15 protein-coding genes are annotated in these 18,888 nt (G+C 71.8%); 3 read left to right on the top strand and 12 right to left on the bottom strand.

Annotated features, from left to right (window positions below; all coding sequences use genetic code 11):
- Positions 1-115 precede the first annotated feature (115 nt).
- The 9 genes from ABZ840_RS29570 to asnB all read right to left on the bottom strand — a co-directional run bounded on the left by ABZ840_RS29570 (position 116) and on the right by asnB (position 10,812).
- Positions 116-1,054 carry a squalene/phytoene synthase family protein gene (locus tag ABZ840_RS29570; protein ID WP_361564345.1) on the bottom strand — a complete coding sequence of 313 codons (939 nt, stop codon included), beginning with the start codon at positions 1,052-1,054 and terminating at the stop codon, positions 116-118.
- Between the two features lie 105 nt (positions 1,055-1,159).
- A complete protein-coding gene (locus ABZ840_RS29575; protein ID WP_361564348.1) occupies positions 1,160-2,671 on the bottom strand; it encodes a mannitol dehydrogenase family protein in 1,512 nt (503 codons plus the stop codon).
- A 29-nt stretch (positions 2,672-2,700) separates the two neighbouring features.
- A complete protein-coding gene (gene manD / locus ABZ840_RS29580) occupies positions 2,701-3,924 on the bottom strand; it encodes a D-mannonate dehydratase ManD (protein WP_361564351.1) in 1,224 nt (407 codons plus the stop codon).
- A gap of 172 nt (positions 3,925-4,096) precedes the next feature.
- Complete coding sequence (gene dgoD / locus ABZ840_RS29585; protein ID WP_361564354.1) at positions 4,097-5,248, bottom strand: galactonate dehydratase; 1,152 nt, start codon at positions 5,246-5,248, stop codon at positions 4,097-4,099.
- Positions 5,245-5,979, bottom strand: coding sequence for a bifunctional 4-hydroxy-2-oxoglutarate aldolase/2-dehydro-3-deoxy-phosphogluconate aldolase (locus ABZ840_RS29590; RefSeq protein WP_361564357.1), 735 nt, complete (start codon positions 5,977-5,979; stop codon positions 5,245-5,247). The genes dgoD and ABZ840_RS29590 overlap by 4 nt, the downstream gene beginning before the upstream one ends.
- A complete protein-coding gene (locus tag ABZ840_RS29595; RefSeq protein WP_361564360.1) occupies positions 5,976-6,719 on the bottom strand; it encodes an IclR family transcriptional regulator in 744 nt (247 codons plus the stop codon). The genes ABZ840_RS29590 and ABZ840_RS29595 overlap by 4 nt, the downstream gene beginning before the upstream one ends.
- Entirely contained in the window at positions 6,716-7,696 is a 981-nt protein-coding gene (locus tag ABZ840_RS29600; protein WP_361564363.1) for a sugar kinase, read from the bottom strand. Before ABZ840_RS29600 ends, ABZ840_RS29595 begins: the two co-directional genes overlap by 4 nt.
- Before the next feature lie 5 nt (positions 7,697-7,701).
- Positions 7,702-9,084: an MFS transporter gene (locus tag ABZ840_RS29605; protein WP_361564366.1), complete on the bottom strand. Its 1,383-nt coding sequence runs from the start codon at positions 9,082-9,084 to the stop codon at positions 7,702-7,704.
- A gap of 180 nt (positions 9,085-9,264) precedes the next feature.
- Complete coding sequence (asnB, locus tag ABZ840_RS29610) at positions 9,265-10,812, bottom strand: asparagine synthase (glutamine-hydrolyzing) (protein WP_361564369.1); 1,548 nt, start codon at positions 10,810-10,812, stop codon at positions 9,265-9,267.
- 80 nt (positions 10,813-10,892) lie between these two features.
- On the opposite strand from asnB, the gene ABZ840_RS29615 reads away from it, so the two are divergent.
- Both ABZ840_RS29615 and ABZ840_RS29620 read left to right on the top strand, forming a co-directional pair.
- Positions 10,893-11,666 carry an IclR family transcriptional regulator gene (locus tag ABZ840_RS29615; protein WP_361564372.1) on the top strand — a complete coding sequence of 258 codons (774 nt, stop codon included), beginning with the start codon at positions 10,893-10,895 and terminating at the stop codon, positions 11,664-11,666.
- A gap of 175 nt (positions 11,667-11,841) precedes the next feature.
- Positions 11,842-12,378 carry a hypothetical protein gene (locus ABZ840_RS29620; RefSeq protein WP_361564375.1) on the top strand — a complete coding sequence of 179 codons (537 nt, stop codon included), beginning with the start codon at positions 11,842-11,844 and terminating at the stop codon, positions 12,376-12,378.
- Here ABZ840_RS29620 and ABZ840_RS29625 read toward each other — a convergent pair.
- The 3 genes from ABZ840_RS29625 to ABZ840_RS29635 are packed head-to-tail and all read right to left on the bottom strand — an operon-like array spanning position 12,330 to position 17,139.
- On the bottom strand, positions 12,330-13,676 hold the full coding sequence (locus tag ABZ840_RS29625; RefSeq protein ID WP_361564378.1) for an MFS transporter: 1,347 nt from the start codon (positions 13,674-13,676) through the stop codon (positions 12,330-12,332). The genes ABZ840_RS29620 and ABZ840_RS29625 overlap by 49 nt on opposite strands.
- Positions 13,673-15,685 carry a PEP/pyruvate-binding domain-containing protein gene (locus ABZ840_RS29630; RefSeq protein WP_361564382.1) on the bottom strand — a complete coding sequence of 671 codons (2,013 nt, stop codon included), beginning with the start codon at positions 15,683-15,685 and terminating at the stop codon, positions 13,673-13,675. Before ABZ840_RS29630 ends, ABZ840_RS29625 begins: the two co-directional genes overlap by 4 nt.
- A complete protein-coding gene (locus tag ABZ840_RS29635) occupies positions 15,682-17,139 on the bottom strand; it encodes an ATP-grasp domain-containing protein (RefSeq protein WP_361564385.1) in 1,458 nt (485 codons plus the stop codon). Before ABZ840_RS29635 ends, ABZ840_RS29630 begins: the two co-directional genes overlap by 4 nt.
- Before the next feature lie 320 nt (positions 17,140-17,459).
- Between ABZ840_RS29635 and ABZ840_RS29640 the strand changes: the two genes are divergently transcribed.
- Positions 17,460-18,773 carry a PAS domain-containing protein gene (locus tag ABZ840_RS29640; RefSeq protein ID WP_361564388.1) on the top strand — a complete coding sequence of 438 codons (1,314 nt, stop codon included), beginning with the start codon at positions 17,460-17,462 and terminating at the stop codon, positions 18,771-18,773.
- Positions 18,774-18,888 lie beyond the last annotated feature (115 nt).

Consider the following 18,888-nt stretch of genomic DNA (forward strand, 5'->3'; position numbering starts at 1 on the left):
TCGCTATGTCATGGTCGGGTAACGGAACACCGCTCCGTGGAGATCCTGTGCAGGCGGCTGGTGGGGCCTGTGGAGCAACTCGCGCACGGTGCTCGGCCGAACCCGCTGAGTGGCGTCACTGATGACGCCGACGCCGCTGCTTCCTGGCGGCGAGGCAGTGCCGCAGAAGTACCCCTAGGGCAGCCCGCTTTGATGCGCCCGCTTCCTCCTGCAAGAGCCTGGCGCCCTTGCTCTGCACGTCCTCCAGTTGCAGCTCCTGCACGCGGATGAAGGCGCGCAGAAAGGGCTGGTTTTCCGGCGCCACCAACTCGGGGAGTTCCCGGCAGGAGTTCAGGCCGGCGCTGATGGTGCGAGCCTGAGCCCGGACGAGCTGCTCCAGTGCGGGTGTGGACGTCGGAGAGGGGCTCAGGAGGTCATCGAGTGCGATCCCGAAGTGCGCCAACTCCTCGCGGGAGATGCCGATTCTGCCCTGCGGGACATCCTCGGAGAGGTCCGCCAGGAAGTCGGCGCGTTGCATCGCTTCGATCAGGGTGCGGCAGCCGCTTTCGAACGCATCGGCTTGCTCTGCCTGTGCCGTCGGCGCCACCAGCGACGCGGTGAGCATGAGCGCTGGATGCGAGTAGGCGTCCACGTACGCCTGGAAGTCGCTCTCGGTCTCGAACCCCGTCCAACCGGCTTCTACGTGCGCGCCGTCCAGGAATTTCCGGACGTACGTCGAGAGGTGCGGGTGCCGCTCGGCCGTGTCGGCCAGAGCGCTCAGGGTGGGCTGATCGGATGTGCCGTGCTCCACCGCCTCTGCGACCTGCCGGCTCCAGGCGTCGAGTGCGTCCCGCCGGGTGGTCACCTCACCCACGTCGATGCGCCTGTCGGTCTCGTGCATGAACGCGACGGCGGCGACGACGGACGGTTGGAGACGCGCGGGCAGGAGCAGCCGAACGGCCAGGAACTCCTGGGGCTTGAAGCGCCGAACCAGCCGGCGTTGGGCTTCGTAATCCTGCCGCAGCGATGGATCGTTGATGCCCGCCTCGGCGAGTGCGGTGGACCACCTGGTCAATGTTTTCCTCGTTCTCGTGGTGCGGTGCTCGCCGGAGAGCCTATGGGTGTCGACACACCTGCACCACGCGTGCCCCGCTTCGGTGTCGGGCCGCCGAGCGGCGCCTCATGACCGGGCGGCTTCTGCCGCGGCCGCTCGGGGGCCGTGGGTGTGGAGCAGGTCGATGAATTCGCCGACGCGGGTGGCGAAGGCGGGGTGTTCGGGGAGTGCGTTGCCGAGGAGGCCGTCGTCCAGTACCGCGGCGGCGAAGGACGGGCCGTCGGCGGTGCGGGCGCGCAGGGCTGCGAGGCGTTCGCGGGCCGGGTCCACCATGGCGGCCGCGTGCTCACCGGGGTCGAACCCGGCCGACGGGGCCAGGCAGCACAGGTAGGCGGCGACGGTGAGGGCGAGATGGTGCGGCATGCGTCCGGCGCGCAGGTGGAGCAGGGCGGGGTTGGGGACCCGCTGCCGCAGCTTGACGGAGCCGTCCGAGCCGACCTGGCGGGTGCGGTGCCCGAGCGCGGAGTTCGCCCAGCGGGTGAAGAGTTGGTCCACGTACGCGTCCAGGTCGACGTCGTCGGGGACGGTGAGGCTGGGGAGGTACTCGCCGAGCAGGACCGCGCGGGCCGCCTCCGTGACGAAGGGGTGCGCCGTGGACTGCGGAATGGTGTCGCACCCGGCCAGGGCGCCGAGGTGGGCGATGAGCGAGTGCGTGCCGTTGAGCAGCCGGACCTTGAGGAGTTCGTACGGCTCCACGTCCTCGGTGAACAGCGCTCCGCCCGCCTCCCAGGCGGGGCGCGACGCGGCGAAGCGGTCCTCAAGGACCCACATGGTGAACGGTTCGGCGGGGACGGGCACGTCGTCGCGCACGCCGAGCGCCTCGGCCACGGCGGTGCGTTCCGCGTCCGTCGTCGCCGGCACGATGCGGTCGACCATGGTGTTGGGGAAGGTGACGTTCCCGGCCGCGATCCAGGCGCGGAGCGGCGCGCCCTCGCTCTCCGGCAGCTGGGCGACGAACTCCTCGATGAGGCGGCGGGTGTGGTCGCCGTTGCCGACGAGGTTGTCGCAGCTGAGGACGGTGACGGGGGAGCCGTGGCCGTCGGCCCGCTCCTGGAGGGCGCGCACGATGCGGCCCAGGGTGGTGCGCGGTGCGGTGCGGTTGCCGCGCAGGTCCGCCCGGACGCCGGGGTGGTCCAGGTCGAGGCCGCCGGTGCGGGGCGAGTACGTGTAGCCGTGCTCGGTGACGGTCAGGGAGATCACGCGCGTGCCGGGGGCGGCCAGGGCGCGCTGTACCGACTCCGGTTCCCGCGCGGCGACCAGCGCCCCGGTGTGCACGGCGGGGATGACGCAGCGCAGCCCGGCCGGGGACACCTCGGCGACGGTGTAGCGCAGGTCCTGGGCGCGCAGTGCGTCGGCGACGTCGGCGGAGCGCCCCGCCACGCCGAGGACGCCCCACGAGCCGCCCTCGTGGGCGAGCGCGGCCGCGGTGTAGACGGCCTGGTGGGCACGGTGGAAGTTGCCGAGGCCGAGGTGGACGATGCCGGTGTCGGCCGGGCCGAGCGTCCGGTGGTGCAGCAGCGCGCCGGCCGGCGACGTGGCGGTGCTCAGGCGGGGCGCGGTGGCGGGGGCGGTGCTCATGTGCGGGTACGTCCTTGCTCCGGGAGGGGTCACCAGTCGGTCATCGAGCCGTCGCGGCGCCGGGCCACGGGCAGGTACGCGGGCTCGTAGGGGTGGCGGGCGGCGAGCTCCTCGTCGACCTCGACGCCGAGGCCGGGTGCGTCTCCCGGATGCAGGTGCCCGTCCTCGTACGACCAGGAGTGGCGGAACACCTCGTGCACCAGTGGGTCGTAGCCCATGTACTCCTGGATGGCGAAGTTGGGTGTGGCCAGGCCGACATGGAGCGAGGCGGCCAGGGCGACGGGGGAGACGTCCGAGGGGCCGTGCGGGCCGAGCTTGATCTGCCAGACGTCGGCGAGAGCGGCGATGCGGCGCAGGTGGCTGATGCCGCCCGCGTGCGTGACGCAGCAGCGCACGTAGTCGATGAGCTGCTCGGTGATCAGGCTCTGGCATTCCCAGATCGTGTTGAAGACCTCGCCGATCGCGAGGGGGACGGTGGTCCTGCCGCGAAGGGTGCGCAGTACCTCCTGGTTCTCGGCGGGGGTGACGTCCTCCAGCCAGAACAGGTTCAGGTCCTCGACGGAGCGGCCCAGCCGCGCCGCCTCGTTGGGAGTGAGGCGGTGGTGGGCGTCGTGCAGGAGTGCGACCTCGGGGCCGATGTGGGAGCGGGCCGCCTCCAGTGCCCTGGGGGCGTGCCGCAGGTACGCGTCGGTGTCCCAGGTCTCCTCGACCGGGGCGATGCCACGCCCGGCGGGCTCGTACGCCGCGTCCTCCCTGGTGACGCCGTAGACGATGTCCAGGCCGGGGACGCCGGTCTGGGCCCGTACGGCCTTGAATCCCTGGGCGAGCCGGGCGTCGAGGGAGTCCAGGAGCTGGGGCACGTCCCAGCCCTTGGCGTGGGTGTAGGACAGGATCCGGTCGCGTACGGCACCGCCGAGCAGCTGGTAGACCGGCAGCCCCGCGGCCTTGCCCTTGATGTCCCACAGAGCGAGGTCCACCGCGCCGATGGAGGTCATGGTGACCGGACCGCGGCGCCAGTAGGCGCCGCGGTAGAGGTACTGCCAGGTGTCCTCGATGCGGGCGGGGTCGCGGCCGATGAGCAGCGGGGCCAGATGGTCGCGGAGGTACGCGGCGACGGCCAGCTCACGGCCGTTGAGGGTGGCGTCGCCCCAGCCGGCCAGGCCCTGCTCGGTGGTGATTTTGAGGGTCACGTAGTTGCGGGTCGGGCTGGAGACCAGGACGTCGACGGCTGCGATGCTGTCGGGCTTGCTCATCAGGGGCGCTCCACGGTGTTGGCGAGTTCCTCACCCGCGGCCGGCCGCCGGATGCCGGCGGCGGTGTCGGCCGCTCGGACGATGAACGTACCCCGGCTTCCGGCCAGCTTCGACAACCTTGCGCAAGATTGTCAAATGTTTGCCGACGGCGCCCGGACCTCTGCCGCTCGGGCTACCACTCGGTCAGCGAGCCGTCGGCGTTCCGCCACACCGGGTTGCGCCAGCGCTGGCCCACCTCGGCGGCCTTGCGCACGGCTGCCTCGTCGACCTCGATGCCGAGCCCCGGCGCGGTCGGCAGGCTGATGTGGCTGTCGGCGAAGTCGAAGACGCTCTTGTCGACCAGGTAGTCCAGGAGGTCGGAGCCGCCCTTGGTGTTGTAGTGGATGCCCAGGCTGGTCTCCTGGATCAGCGCGTTGGGGGTGGCGAAGTCGATCTGCAGCGAGGCGGCGAAGGCGATCGGGCCGAGCGGGCAGTGCGGGGCGAGCGCCACACCGTGCGCCTCCGCCATCGCGGCGATCCTGCGGACCTCGGAGATGCCGCCCGCGTGGGACAGGTCCGGCTGCGCGACCGCGATCCCCGAGCCGAGCAGATCGCGGAAGTCCCACCGCGAGTAGAGCCGCTCACCGGTGGCGATCGGTACGGTCGTGGACGAGCAGATCCGCCCGAAGTCCGCGGTGAGCTCCGGCACGATCGGCTCTTCGACGAACAGCGGGTGCAGCGGCTCCAGCAGCCGCAGGGCCTCGCGGGCCACCGCGGGCGAGACGCGCCCGTGGAAGTCGATGGCGATGTCGGCCTCGTCGCCGATGGCCTCGCGTACGGCGGCGACGCGGCCCACCAGCGCGTCGAGTTCGGCCTTGGACTCCAGCGCGCGGGCCTTCCCGGTCCCGTTCATCTTGACCGCGTCGAAGCCCTGCTGCATACGCTCCAGCGCATGCTCGGAGACCCCCGCCGGCTCGTCCCCGGCGATCCACGAGTAGGTGCGCATCCGGTCGCGTACCGCGCCGCCGAGCAGTTCGTACACGGGCACGCCGAGGGCCTTGCCCTTGATGTCCCACAGCGCCTGGTCGATGCCGGCCACCGCGCTGGAGAGGATGGGCCCGCCCCGGTAGAAGCCGCCCTTCGTCATCACCTGCCAGTGGTCCTCGATACGGAACGGATCCTGGCCGACGAGGTAGTCGGAGAGCTCCTCGACGGCCGCGGCGACCGTGGCCGAACGGCCCTCGACGACGGGCTCGCCCCAGCCGGTGATGCCCTCGTCGGTGCGGATGGCGAGGAACAGCCAGCGGGGTGCCACGGAGAAGGTCTCCAGTGCAACGATCTTCATCGGTCTTCCTTTCCGGTCTCTCCGGCCTTTCCGGTACGGAGTCCGTTTCCGGTGCGGGTGGTCCTGATCGACTCGACGAGCTCGGGGAGCCGTGCGTACTGTTCCGGGTCGGCCAGCACCGATCCGAGCGACACCGCGGCGGCCCCGGCGCCGAGGAATTCCTCGGCGTTCGCCAGGTTGATGCCGCCGGTCGCGACGAAGCGCGCCTCCGGGAACGGGCCCCGCATCGAGGTGATCCAGGACGAGCCGAGGTCGGTCGCCGGGAACGCCTTCAGCCAGGTGAGACCGAGCGCCTCGGCCTGCTGGATCTCGGACGCGGTCGCGACGCCCGGCAGATGGGGGAGGCCCGCGGCGAGCGATGCTTCGGCGACCTCGCGCGAGAAGCCGGGCGCCACGGTGAAGCGCGCCCCCGCCCGCGCCGCCTGCGCGACGCGCTCGACCGTGGTCACGGTGCCGGCGCCCACCACGGCGCCGCGCTCCCGGCCCGCCTCGACCGCGGCGCGGAGCGCGGCCACCGCCGTGTCGTTCTGTACGGGCACTTCGACGAGCCTGATGCCGATGTCCCAGGCGCGGCGGCTCACCGCGACCGTGCGTTCGACGTCAAAGCCGCGGAGGATCGCCATGAGGGGCAGTGCCTCGAACGCCTCGTGGAAAAGCTGACCGGAGAGGTCCGCGCCGGGCGTGTTGCCCGCGGGGGTCGTGCCGGACGTGGTGTTCGCGGATGTGGTCATTGGGTCCACCCGAGTGCTCGCGAAATGGTCTGTGCGGTGTGCCGGATGGCCGGCAGGTGCCCCTGAAGGGCGGTGAGATCGGCCTGTGCCTTGAGCGCCGTCACCGAGACGGCCGTACTCACGGTCCCGGTGCCGTCCCGGACGGGGACGGCCACGCAGTTGACGAACGATTCGTACTCCCCGTCGTCCTCGGCCCAGCCCCGCGCCCTGATGTCGCGCAGTCGGGCCGCGAACGCGTCGGCCGTGGTCACCGTGGTGTCGGTGAACCGCTCGTAGACATAGCCGTCCAGCAGCTCGGCGCGCTCCTGCTCCGGCATGAACGCGAGAATCGCCTTGCCGACGCCGGAGCTGTGCAGCACGACCGGCTTTCCGATCTGCGAGTACAGCCGTACGCCGCCCTGCGGCTCGATCTTGTCGACGTAGATGACGCGCCCGTCCTCGACGGTGGCGATGTGTACGGTCGCCCGGAGCTTGCGGCCGAGCTCGACGAGGAACGGGTGCGCGATCGCGCGCAGGTCGAACTGCTCCAGCGCCGCCTGCGCCAGCCCGGCGAGCCGGTACCCCACGGCGAAGGTGCCGTCTTCGCGCTTGCGCGCGAGGCCGCCCTGGCAGAGGTCCTGGAGCAGGCGCAGCGCGGTGGTCCGGTGCACGCCGAACCGTTCGGCGATCGCGGTCGGATGCTGCGGGCCCTCGCTCAGCATCTCCATGATCTGGATGGCCCGCTCGACGGCCTGGCTCACCGCGCCGCCCCTTCCGGGCGGGCCGTGGGCGGCACATCGCGCAGCGAGGTCGCGTCGACGTGGTCGTCCACCGAGCCGAGGGCGAAGGCGGCGACCCGGTGGCCCAGGCGCAGCCGCTCGGCGCGTTCGGCGCCCCGCAGCCAGGCGGACAGGTAGCCCGCCGCGAACGCGTCACCCGCGCCGACCGGCTCCACGACCTCGACCTGGTCGGCCGGGACGAACGTCCCCGGGTCCTCGCCGGCACCCGATTCGAACAGCACCGCGCCGACCTCGGCGTTCTTCACCACCACGCTCACCGACGGCCCGATCAGGTCGCGTACGTCCTCGGCGGTGGTGGTGCCCCAGACCTCCGCCGCCTCGTCGAGCCCGACGAACACGACATCGGCATTGCGGGCGAGGGCGAGCAGCGGCGCGGCTGCGTCCTCCGTACGCCACAGCGCCGGGCGGTAGTTGACGTCGAACGAGCGGAGCACCCCCGCTTCGCGCGCCCGGTCGAACAGGTCCGTTGCGGTCGCCGCGCAGCTCGCCGACAGTGCGGCGGTGACTCCCGAGAGGTGCACCAGACGTGCCGAGCCGATGGGGAGCGTGTCCAGGTAGGCCGGGGTGAGCCGGGACGCCGCGGACCCGGCCCGGTAGTAGTGCACCCGGGTGCCGCCCTCGGGGGAGGGGTCCTTGAAGTAGACGGCGGTGGGGGCCGACGGGTCCCGCTCGACGTGACGCACGTCCACACCGGGCTGAGCGACCGCGGCAAGCACCCGGTCGCCGAGCGGGTCGCTGCCGACCCGGCTCGCCCAGGCCACGGAGTGGCCCAGATCGGCGAGGTACTGCGCCACGTTCGACTCGGCACCCGCGACGCCGAGGGTCGCGTCGCGGGCCGCGGCGAGCCGCTGTCCCTGCTGGGGTGCCACCAGGACCATGGCCTCCCCGAGGCACAGGACTTCGTGCTCCCCGGGCCGCGGGACTTTCTGATCTGACACTTCTGCTACACCTCTGCGTATTGGACGTCGATCGGAGTGCTGCCGTCACTGTCCCCGGACTTGATGGCCTTGCGGCGCAGCGCGCGGGGTGCGGTCTCCGGCAGCAGCAGCACCGAAACGGCGGTGATGACTCCCGAGAGTGCCATGTAACCGGCAAGCAGCCAGGGGCTGCCCCCTCCGGCATGGACCAGAAGGGTGGCGATGAACGGCGCGGTGCCGGAGAACAGCACGGCCGTGCTCTCGCGGGCGAGCACCAGGCCGCTGAACCGCACCTCGGTCGGCAGCAGTTCGGAGAAGAAGGAGCCCGAGGGACCGAAGACCAGTGAATTGAGCAGTACGGCGAACGCGAGGCAGACCGCCATCGTGATCACCGGCAGCGACTTCGTCCCGACGAGCAGCCAGAACGGCGCGGCGAACAGGGCTGTCGCGAGTGCACCGGTGATGATCAGAGGGCGCCGCCCGAACCGGTCGGAGAGCCAACCGCAGACCGGTACGCCGATGACGGACACGGACGCGGCGATGGTGATCGCGATGACCGCCGCATTCGCCGGCATGCCCAACTGCTGCGTGGTGTACGCCGGGAGGTATCCCTGGATGGAGTACGACGCGACGGCCGTGGCGGAGCCCGCACCGATCATCAGCAGAATCGTCCGGCCGTGACTGCGGACGGCGGCGGTCAGCGGCAGCTTCTCCTTCTTGCCCTCCGCGACCGCTTCCTTGAACGACTCGCTCTCGTCTGCCACGTGCCGGAGGAGGAAGCCGCCGATCACCACGATGACCGAGGCGAGGTAGGGGAGGCGCCAGCCCCAGCTCAGGAACGACTCCTCGTCCATCGACGACACGACCGCCATCGCACCGGACGCGCACACCACGCCCAGGAACTCGCCACCGCCGGGCAGCGCCGCGAAGAATCCGCGCTGGCTGGGCTTGGCGCTCTCGGTGGTCCACACATACGCGCCACCGAGCTCCGCACCGACGCCGAGCCCCTGGAGGATGCGGCAGAACACCAGCAGGATCGGCGCCCATATGCCGATCTGCTCGTACGTCGGCATCAGCCCGATGGCGATCGTGCCCACCCCCATCAGCACCAGGGTGATCTGGAGGACCGGCTTACGGCCCCACCGGTCGCCCAGGTGCGCAAGGACGAGCCCGCCGAGCGGGCGGGCCGCGAACCCCACCGCGAACGTGGCGAACGACGCCAGCGTCGCCACGAACTCCGACTCGCCGGAGAAGAAGATCTTGTTGAAGACCAGCGCCGCTGACGTGCTGAAGAGGAAGAAGTCGTACCACTCCAGCACCGACCCCACCACCGCGGCCAGGGCGTTGCGCTTCCGGGAGTGCTGCTGTGGATCGTCGGCCGGTGCCGCGGTCGGTCGAAGCTCTGCCATGCGTGCTCCTTTGCACAGGGCACACGCCGGCTCCCACGGCGCCACGACGCCGCGAGGCGCAGTGCCGCCCGAGGTGTTTCGCTCACGTTAACCACAGGCGAAGCAATCTGTGCACAGGCTGTGCACATAGTGCACAGCGGCCTCCGTAAGCCTCCCGCCGGGCTCGGGCCCGGACCGGACTCAGGCCGTGGCGAATCGCGTGATCACGGCCTCCGGGCGGATGTCCGGGAACGCCTCGCGGAAGATGCGGTAGTAGCCCAGCTCCTCCTTGCTGCGCAGGTCAGGGGCGCCCTCCTCGGCCACTGCGGCTGCGAGCTCGGCGTCGGTGATCCGGGTGGCCCACCAGGGGACGAGGACGCTCTGCGCGCCGCTGCCGGTGCCGAACTGTTCCTTGCGGCGCCACAGCAGGCGCTCGGGCAGCCGGCCGGCGAAGGCCCGGCGCAGGTGGCCCTTCTCCATGCCGTCGTCCTCCAGTGCCTTGACCGACGCGGGAAGCGACATGGCGTGCGCGATGACGCCGGCGTCGAGGAAGGGGACACGCGCTTCGAGGCCGTGCGCCATGGTGACGCGGTCGCAGCGCTGGAGGTTCAGGCCGTGCAGTGTGTGCACGGTGCGTCGGAGTTCGGCGTCCAGGGCGTCGGGGGAGGAGTGCCGATCGTGGTAGTAGCCGTAGCCGGCGAACAGCTCGTCCGCGCCCTCGCCGGTCAGCACCGCCTTGACGTGCCGGGAGGCCAGTTCGGCGAGGAACCAGTTGGGTACCGCGCTGCGGATCAGGCTGGCGTCGAAGGACTCCACGCACCGCACCACGTCGTCCAGTACCCTCTCCGCCGATTCGGCGTCGAGCAGCGCCTCGTGGTGCTCCGTACCGAGATACGCGGCGGCGTCCCGGGCAGCGAGCAGGTCGGGAGAGTCCGCCGTGCCGACGGCGAATGTCTTCAGGCGTCGGCCCTGCCGTGCGTAGGCCTCGGCGGCGACGGCAGCCACCAGGCTGGAGTCGAGACCGCCGGAGAGGAACACGCCGACCTCGACGTCGGCCATGAGGTGTCGCCGCACGGACGTTGTGACGGACTCGAACGTGGCCTTCTCGACGACCTGTTGCGGTAGGCCGGCCCAGTCGTCGTCCCGTGTGCGGGCGGGCACGGCCTCCGCGAACCGGTGCAGCCCGTCCTCCGGGGACCACCAGCAGCCGGGCGGGAACGTGGTGACGTACCGCTGCGCCGCGGGCGCGAAAGCACGCAGCTCGGAGGCGAAGTGGACGGCTCCATCGGTGTGCGCCCAGTACAGCGGCTTGATGCCGACGGCGTCGCGGGCGGCGACGAAGCGGCCGCCGGGCGTGGCCGCGCACAGTGCCCACATGCCGCGCAGCCGGTGCAGTCCCGCGGGGCCTTCGGTACGCAGCACCGCGAGGGCGGCCGAGGAGTCGGAGCGGGAGTCGAAGGCGTGCGCGGGGAGCTGCTCACGCAGGGCCGCATGGTTGTAGATCTCGCCGTTGCACACGAGTGACCAGTCATCTTCGCCCTGGCTGCCGCCGAGGGGCTGGTGTCCGCCGTCGAGGTCGACGATGGACAGCCTGCGGTGGCCGAGCCAGGTGTGACCGCCGACCGTACGGGTTCCGCTGTCGTCGGGGCCGCGGTGGGCCAGCCGGTCCAGCATCCGGTGGGCCGAGGCGCCGGCGCACACGGTGTCGATGTCTCCGTCACGGCTGTGTAGAGCTGCGATTCCGCACATGACCCACGACCGTAGAGGGGGTGCATGCGGATGCGGCAATGCGAGTTGCTGTATACGCACGCCCACGACAGGGTGGCGGTATGGGAAGCGACAGCCTGAGCAGCGTGCGGCGCGCGCTGGATGTGCTCCGGATCCTGGGGCAGGGGCCGATGGGCGTGCAGGAAGTGGCCCAGGCGCTGGGCAAGGAGAAGTCACAGATCTCCAGGACGCTGAAGCTCCTCGCCGAGGAGGGCTTCATCGAACGGGATCCCAGGAGCCTGCGGTACCACGTCGGCTGGCAGCTGCTCGCCCTGGCCGCCTCAGCGGGCGAGGACCGCCTGCAGCGCGAGGCACCGCCGGTACTCCGCGAGCTGGTGCACCAGGTCGGCGAGCCGGCGTATCTGACGGTGCTGTCCGGACACAGCGTTGTCACGGTACTCACCGAACGCACCTCCCGCGGATTGCAGGCACACGAGTGGATCGGCCGCAGCTCGCCGCTGAACTGCACGTCCGCAGGGCGCGCCCTGATGTTCAACCTGCCGGACCAGGAGGTGGCGGCGTTGCTGGCGACGGAGGGCGGCGAGCCGCTGCCGGGTACGGACGCCGCCCCGCGCGATGTGCCGTCCGTGCTCGAACGGCTGCGGACGGAACGGTCGCGCGGCCATGCCGTGGCGGTGGAGGAGATGGAGCCGGGCCTGATCGCGGTCGCGGCTCCCGTACACGACCACCGGGGCGACGTCATCGCCGCCGTGAACGTCTCCGCACCCGTCTTCCGGCTCCCGCCGGAGGCGGTGCCGCGGACGGTCGACGCGGTCGCTGCCGCCGCACACCGGCTTTCGTCGCGCCTCAACGGGGCCGAGCCGAGCGGGGCCTGAGGGTGGCGAGTGGGGTGGCCTGTTCAGGGGTATGGCGGGAGCGTCGAAGAGAAAGGCGCCGAACGCCATGAACAGATCCCCCTTATCACCCTTTCGCGGCCTCCTCCGTTCCGGCCTCGCGCTCTTGGGCGCCGTGGCGGTGTCGACCACGCTGGGTACCGCGGCAAGCGCGGCCGTGCCCTCGAATCTGTCGCACGACGTTCCCGGCGGGGCGCGGACGGAAGCCGCGCGTGGCTGCGCCATCGTCTACTTCGACCTCGGCGAGACCTTGGTGCACACGACCGAAGACGGCAGCACGGGCTACCTGCCGGGCGCCGCCGCGTACTTGCGCGAGCTGCGGGAGCGGCACATCAGCGTCGGGCTGATCACCAACGTGCCGTCCTCGTGGGGCGAGACGGACGCCGAGCGTGCCGCCGCCCTGAAGAAGGAGGTCGACGGGTCCTGGAAGGGCTCCGCCCCCTTCGCCTGGAAGGACTTCGGCGACCGGATCCTCACGCCGCGCACCGAGGCGGAACGCAAGCCGGCGCCCGTCCTCTGGGAGCGTGCCAGGGCGGAGGCGAACGGCTGCCGTCTCGTCTACCAGGCCGAGACCGCCGAGGAGACCGACGTCGCGGCCTCGCTCGGTTACGTGGCCTACCGGACCGGGCAGCCCTTCCGCCCCGCCTACCTCCCGGCCCGTGTGATCGAGATGCTGGCGCACCGCCCCCGCTGACGCTCCGCCGCGCTGTCGGGACCGCGCCGCGCCGCCCTGCCGCGCAGGACCGGCAGGACCAGCTGAAAGGCACCGATCAGCACCGCGGTCGCCAGGGCGCTGTGCCAGAGCAGTGCGTCCAGGCGTCCGGCGGAGAGGTAGGCGCCCACGGCGACGGCCGCCAGCGCGCACACCGCGCGGTCCACGATCGACTCGACCGACAGCAGCGTCGCCCGCGGGGCGTGGGCCGGCACGGCGTCGTTGACCAGCTTGCGCTGGACGGGGTACGCGAAGCCGGTCGCGGCGGCGAACAGACAGAGCAGCGCGACGACGGCCCACGGCCCGCCGAGCGTCATGGCCGCCAGGGTGCCCGCGAGCGCGAGGCTGAGGACCGACACCCAGGCAACGGGAGACAGCCGGCGGCTCAGCCACTGGGGGCGGGCCGAGGCCACCGCCTCCGACACCGTCATCGCCGCCATCACACCGCCGTGCGACGCCTCCGCGATGCCGTGGTCCAGCAGGATCGGCTGGAAGAGGTTGACCTGGCAGATCCGGGAAAGCGTGAACACGGCCACGCCCTGCACCATCACCAGGGTCAGCCACGGCGAGGAGGCGACGCAGCGCAGCGCGGCGCCCGCGTCCCGCAGGAACGCGCCGCCCCTGCGCCCTCCGTCCGCCCGGCCGGCCGTCCGGCCCGTGGCGCCGCCCGCCCCCGCCGGCCGCGGCAACGCGACGACACAGGCGAGGGAGCCCGCCGCGCCCGCCGCGCTGAGCAGATACGGCGCCGAGTGGGCGAGGGCCATCAAGGGCCCGACCAGCGGCCAGCACACGACCTTGGCCGCGAGCCCCAGCGCCCGCGCGGTGCCCTCCGCCTTGAGGTAGTGCTCCTCGCACCGCTCGGCGCGCAGCCCGTCGTACAGGTAGGCGCTGGCAGCGCCCGAGGTGAGGGAGCGCCCGGCGGCGATGGCGAGGAAGTGGACGAGGAACCCGGTGTACGAGGCGCTGAACACCGGGGCGAGGTTCGCCGCCGTCATCACGACGGCGCCGGCCCGCAGGCAGTTGCGGGTGCCGATGCGGTCGGCGATCAGCCCGGTGGGGATCTCGAAGAGGCAGAAGGCCACGTAGTAGATGCTCTGGATACCGAAGATCTGCCCGTCGGAGAGCCCGGCGTCCCGCTGGTAGGCGTAGAACACCGGCATCCACCACAGCAGGTTGAACAGCAGCTGGAAGCCGTAGTTCAGCCGGATGATGCGGCGGGCGGTGCCGGTCAGGGGTCTGACAGCGGGCCGCGCGGCGGAGCGCGGGAGGCGGGGGCTCACAGCGCGTAGGGGCGGATCTGGACCAGGCGGAAGTCGCCCCGGTCGGTCAGCAGCCACTCGATGTCCAGCGGGTCGTCCACCTCGGGCGCGCTGAAGTGGGACTGCAGCAGCCGCCCGGTCAGGGACAGGTCCGCGAGCCGGGCGCGCGTGGCGGCGGACAGCCCCTCGGCCCAGGAGCCGAGGGCGACGGTGCGCCCGCCGCCCTCCACGGTGTTGTAGAGGTACTGCTGCGGCAGGACCTCTCCCTCGACGACCTGTTCGGGCGAGCCCGGAGAGCAGTTGAGGTAGACGTTGCGGAAGTCCTCGCGCCGGGTCGGGTTGCAGGTCACCAGGACGCCGCCGAGCGCGGCGGGGAGGTACACCTGGATGATCACGCCCATGTACGTGTCGTCCAGGGAGATGCCCACCTGGTGGCGCAGCCGCACGCTGCGCGGCGAGAGCAGGGAGGCCCATACCTGCCGTACGGCGTCGAGGAGTTCACCGGTGCCGCGGACCGTGGTGACGGAGTCGTAGACACCGGCCGCGGAGAAGCCCGGGAGGTCCTCGGCGTTGGAGGAGGAGCGCACCACGAGGCGGCCGCCCCCGGCGAGCGGGCCGGGGAGGGCCCGGGTGATCTCCCCGGCGACGGACTCGGGTAACGCAGTGTTCCGGATGAGTTGCTGGATCTGCAGGCAGAGCGGGTCGAGCACATCGGTGGCGTCGAGTTCGAGCGCCATCTTCAGCTTGCCGATGCCCTGCTGGAGCGCAGGTGAGGAGGTGAGGAAGCGGTGCAGAAGGGAGAACGGCAGGGCGACGCCCTCGGGCGCCTCGACCGTGCCGGCCACGAACGCGGCCGCCGCCGACCGGAGTTCGGCCGCGGAGGGCGAGCGCAGCCCGAGCCGGGCCGCGAGATGTCCGTACAGGTCCTCCCGGGGCGGGCGGGGGCGACCGTAATACGCGGTGAGATCGGCCGTACGGCTGTCGAGTACGTGGTGCAGCTCTCCGAGGTTGGCCGCCTTGGTGCCGTAGCGGTCCCGGTCGGCGCTGCGCAGCCGGTGCAGGGAGAGTACGGGCGCGTCTTCCAGGAGCGGCGGGTCCAGCTGGATGCGCTGTTGGTGCCAGGCCGGTGCCCGCAGTTCGGGGGCCTGCTCCAGCCGCTCCAGGGTGATCTCGTCCTCGCGCACCCGGTACCGGACCCAGGCGCCGTCCAGCCCGTCCTTCTCGACGAGCTGTTCCAGGTCGCGGACGATCGCGTTGGGGATGCCCCAGCCGGAGGCGAGGACGTTGGTGTGGGACAGCGGGGTGATGGGCGCGGTGTTGAGGAATCCGGCCACCCGCTGCACGTCGTCCGGCAGGCAGGGCATGGCGACGATGTCCGACCAGCCGAGCCCGCCGGCCGCCGCCCTGTACTCCTCCACGGTGCGGAAGCAGCGCAGCCGGCCGGTGGCTTCCCCGAGGTTGAGCGGGGTCCTGGTCCTGGTGCCGAAGAGTTCGTGGCTGAGGATGCGCGGCACCCGCTGCTCGCTGACCGCGGCCAGCTCCTCCTCCTGGCCGTGATTGGCGGGCTTGAGCAGCAGCGGCAGCCTGCCGTCGACGCGTTCCCGCACGAAGCCGTGGAAGAACTCCAGCAGCTCCCCGTGCATGGTGTCGGCCTCGGTCGTCTCCAGCACGAGGAAGGTGCGCTCGCGGCCCTCCGTGTCCTCGTCGGTGTGCAGGGACAGCACCCCGAGCAGGAAGCGGCGCTCGGGGTCCATGTAGACGGAGGCATTGAACTCGTCCAGTACGGCGTCGAGTTCGGCGAGGTCCATGCCGAGTACGCGGGTGGCGATGTAGTTGACGTGGAAGGGGTGGGCGGCCGTGTCGAGCAGGTGCCAGGTGTCCTCGGCGCGGTCGACGACGACCTTGAGGTACGGGTGGCCGGCCAGGACCCCGGACAGGGTGCGGAACAGCGGCAGCGAGAGGTTCTCGCCGACGACCGTGCGGTCCGTCGCGGGTTCCGGAGCGCCGAGAGGGAGCGCGGTGGTGGTCATGCGGGGGCTCCCTCGGACTGCATTGCCGACCGGGCTCGCAGGCGGGCGGCGGGCGCGGGCTGCGACGGTGCGGGCACGGACACGGACTGCGCTGTGGTGGACACGGTGGGCGGCAGCACAACGGGCAGGGCGCCCACCAGGGTCGTGAAGTCGCGGAGCACCGTGCGCGCGTCGGCGGCCGAGAGCAGACACAGCGCCGCCATGGTGTTGGCTCCGCCGACGGGGTCGTAGACCGGTACGGTGCTGCCGTCGGGCAGCGAACTCTCCGGTACCACCGAGAGGGCGCTGCCCTCGCTCAGCGCGACGGCCTCCTGCACCACGGGGAAATCCCACACCCTGCGGTCCCGCCAGGCCTCGCCGTGGCCGTCCACCGCCAGGACGACGAGGGAACCCGCGGCGCCGTGCGCCTGCCCGGGGCCGAGGGCCCGCTCGGGCCAGGCGACCGGGCGGCCCAGAAGGTGGTCCACGAGCATGCCGACGAGGTCGAGCCGGAAGACCTCCTCGATCTGCGGGACGGTCATCGCGCCGCCGAACCGGGCGGCCGTCTCGATCAGCCACATACGCCCGCCGGCGCCGAGCTTGATCTCGGTGTGCGTGCCGCAGTCGCGCAGGCCGAGGGCGTCGACGGCCTCCCGGGCGAGGGCCACGACGCGGTCCTGGAGGTCCGCGGGAAGCAGTGCGGGGGTGATGCCGGCCCGCTCGGTGAACGGCTGCACCGTCGGCATCCGGCCGCTGACACAGACCGGTCGGAAGACACCGCCGGTCACCACGCCCTCGACGCTGACGTAGTCGCCCCAGCCGGGCTCGTCGAACCACTGGGCGGCGTCGCCGGTCACGATCTCCTCGACCACGAAGTGCGCCTCCGCCTCGGCCACATGGAGCTCGGCGAAGCCCAGCCGGGCGGATCTGGCCATCGTCTCGCGCGAGCGCCGCCAGGCGGCCTCGGCCTCCTGCGGGGAGTCGATGATCTGATGGGCCGTGGAGCCCGCGCTCCAGGCCGCCTTCAGCAGCATGGGGGCGGACAGAGCGGCGACGGCCTCGTGGAGTTCCGCCTCCGTGGTGACCGGGCGGAACGCGGGCTGCGGCAGGCCGCGCCGGTGCCAGGTGTGCCGCATCATCCGCTTGTCGCGGGCGAGCGCGGCGGCGCCTCCCGCCCCGGGGAGGCCGAGCGCCTCACATGCCTCGGCGACGGCCACGACCGCGTACTCGGAGAAGGTGAGGACGGCGTCCGCACCGACGGTTCCGGCTCGCGAGACGATCAGCGCGACCAGGTCGGACCGCTCCGCTTCGGTGGGCGTCACGACCGAGGCGCACAGGCTTCCCGCGGACTCGGCGACCGCCGTCGGAAGCGCGCTGAGCGCCAGCAGGTGCACTTCCGCCCTCGCGGCTGCCCGGGACAGGACATGGCCGAGCGGCGGACCACCCTTGGCGTGCACCAACAGCACTGTGCTCACTGAAGTTCGTCTCCCATCGTTTGTCCTGTCCGAGGTGTCGAGCGACGGCTCGGCCGCGCAACCCGCGTAGAACACGACGGGTGACCGGCGGCGCACTCAAGGGAACCAAACGGCGGAGCCCGGAAATGCCACAGAAGGCAGGGGCCGGTCAGGCAAATGCCAAAGTCGCCGACATTTTCCGGTGAAGGCACGAGTTCTGGGTCACACAGGGCGAGCCGCGCGGGGTGCGCTCACGCCTCGCAGTCGGCCGAGAACCGAGCATGGGCGGGTTCCGCACGGGATAGGCATCGCGATGTCACCTCCCGCCGACCGGTGGGAACATGGACGGAAAGGCCGTCGTGGACGATTCCGGTCTCAGAGCACTGCTGGAGCACCTCCCCGTGTCCTGGTGGGAGGCCGACGAGCAGTGGCGCGTCGTGGAGAGGGGCGGCGGCGCCTTCACCGACCTGCCCACCACGCAGCGCTTCCTCGACCGCACGCGCCAGGAGATGTCCGCTCCGGGACACTCCCTCGAAGACGGCCAGGGCCTGGTGCAGTTCGACGGCCGGACATTCGACGTGCGATGGCCCCCGGGGGAGAACCGGGACGGGGCCTGTACGCGCGGGATCGCGGTGGAGGCCGGTACGCAGCCCGCCGACGATCGCCCGTACGCCGCCTTCGCGGAATTCGCCGACTTCGCCCCGGCCGCGGCCTTCATCCGCGACAACGACGGCTGCTACCTGTGGGCCAACCATTCCTACGCGCACCTCTACGGCACCACGCCGGAGCGGGTCGTCGGCAGCCGCATCGAGGACCTCGACACCCCCTCCGACGCCGCACAGTTCCGGGCCCTGGACCAGGAGATCCTCAGCCGCGGCAAGCCGGTGCGCCACCACTTGCGCTACCACCGCGCGGACGGCAGCACGGGGCAGGCGGCCGGCCACCGGTTCCCCGTCCAGGAGAACGGCCGGACGTGTGTGGCCGGGATCTACGTCGACATCACCGAACACGCCCGCGCGATGAACCAGCGCCGGGAGGCCGAGGAGAACCTGCGGGCGCTGCGTGACCACAGCGGTCTGCCCTGCGCGCTGCTCTCGGTCAACGGCCGTATCGAACAGGCGGGTACGGCCACCGCCGAGCTGTTCCGGACCCGCCTGTCCGACCTGGTCGGCCGCCGCGCGCACACCCTGCTCGCCGCCACCTCCGACCTCCGCCCACTGCGCCTCGCCTGGGAGGCGCTGATCACCCGCCGCGTCAGACGGGTGGAAACCTCCGCCGTACTCCTCGATGCCGAGGGGCGCCAGCGCCGCGCGCAGCTCCACCTGACCACGGTGTGCGGGTCCGCCGGCCGCGTCGCGCACGTGTGGGCCGTCGTCACCCATCAGAGCATCGCCCACGAGGCCCAACCCCCGCTCACCGCCGCGCAGATCCGCATACTGTCCCTCCTCGCCAACGGCAGTACCAACGCCGAGATCGCCACTTCGCTGAAGCTCTCCCGGCAGGCGGTCGACTACCACCTCAGCCGGCTCCGGGACCTCCTGGACGCCGCGACCAGGCCCGCACTCGTGGCCCGCGCCTACGTCCTCGGCATCCTCGCCCCCCGCGCCTGGCCCCCGCATCCGGCCACGACACCGCACCCCCTCAGCGCCTCCTGAGGCGCGATCGGGGATCTGGACGCCATGCCGTCGTGCCGTGCAGGCTCGTGCCTGCGCGTGAGGGAGGCCCCTCGCCGCGGACAATCGCGGGCTGTCGGACGATCGGAGTGGGGAC

The organism is Streptomyces sp. NPDC047117, from assembly GCF_040643545.1.
Taxonomy (GTDB): Bacteria; Actinomycetota; Actinomycetes; order Streptomycetales; family Streptomycetaceae; genus Streptomyces.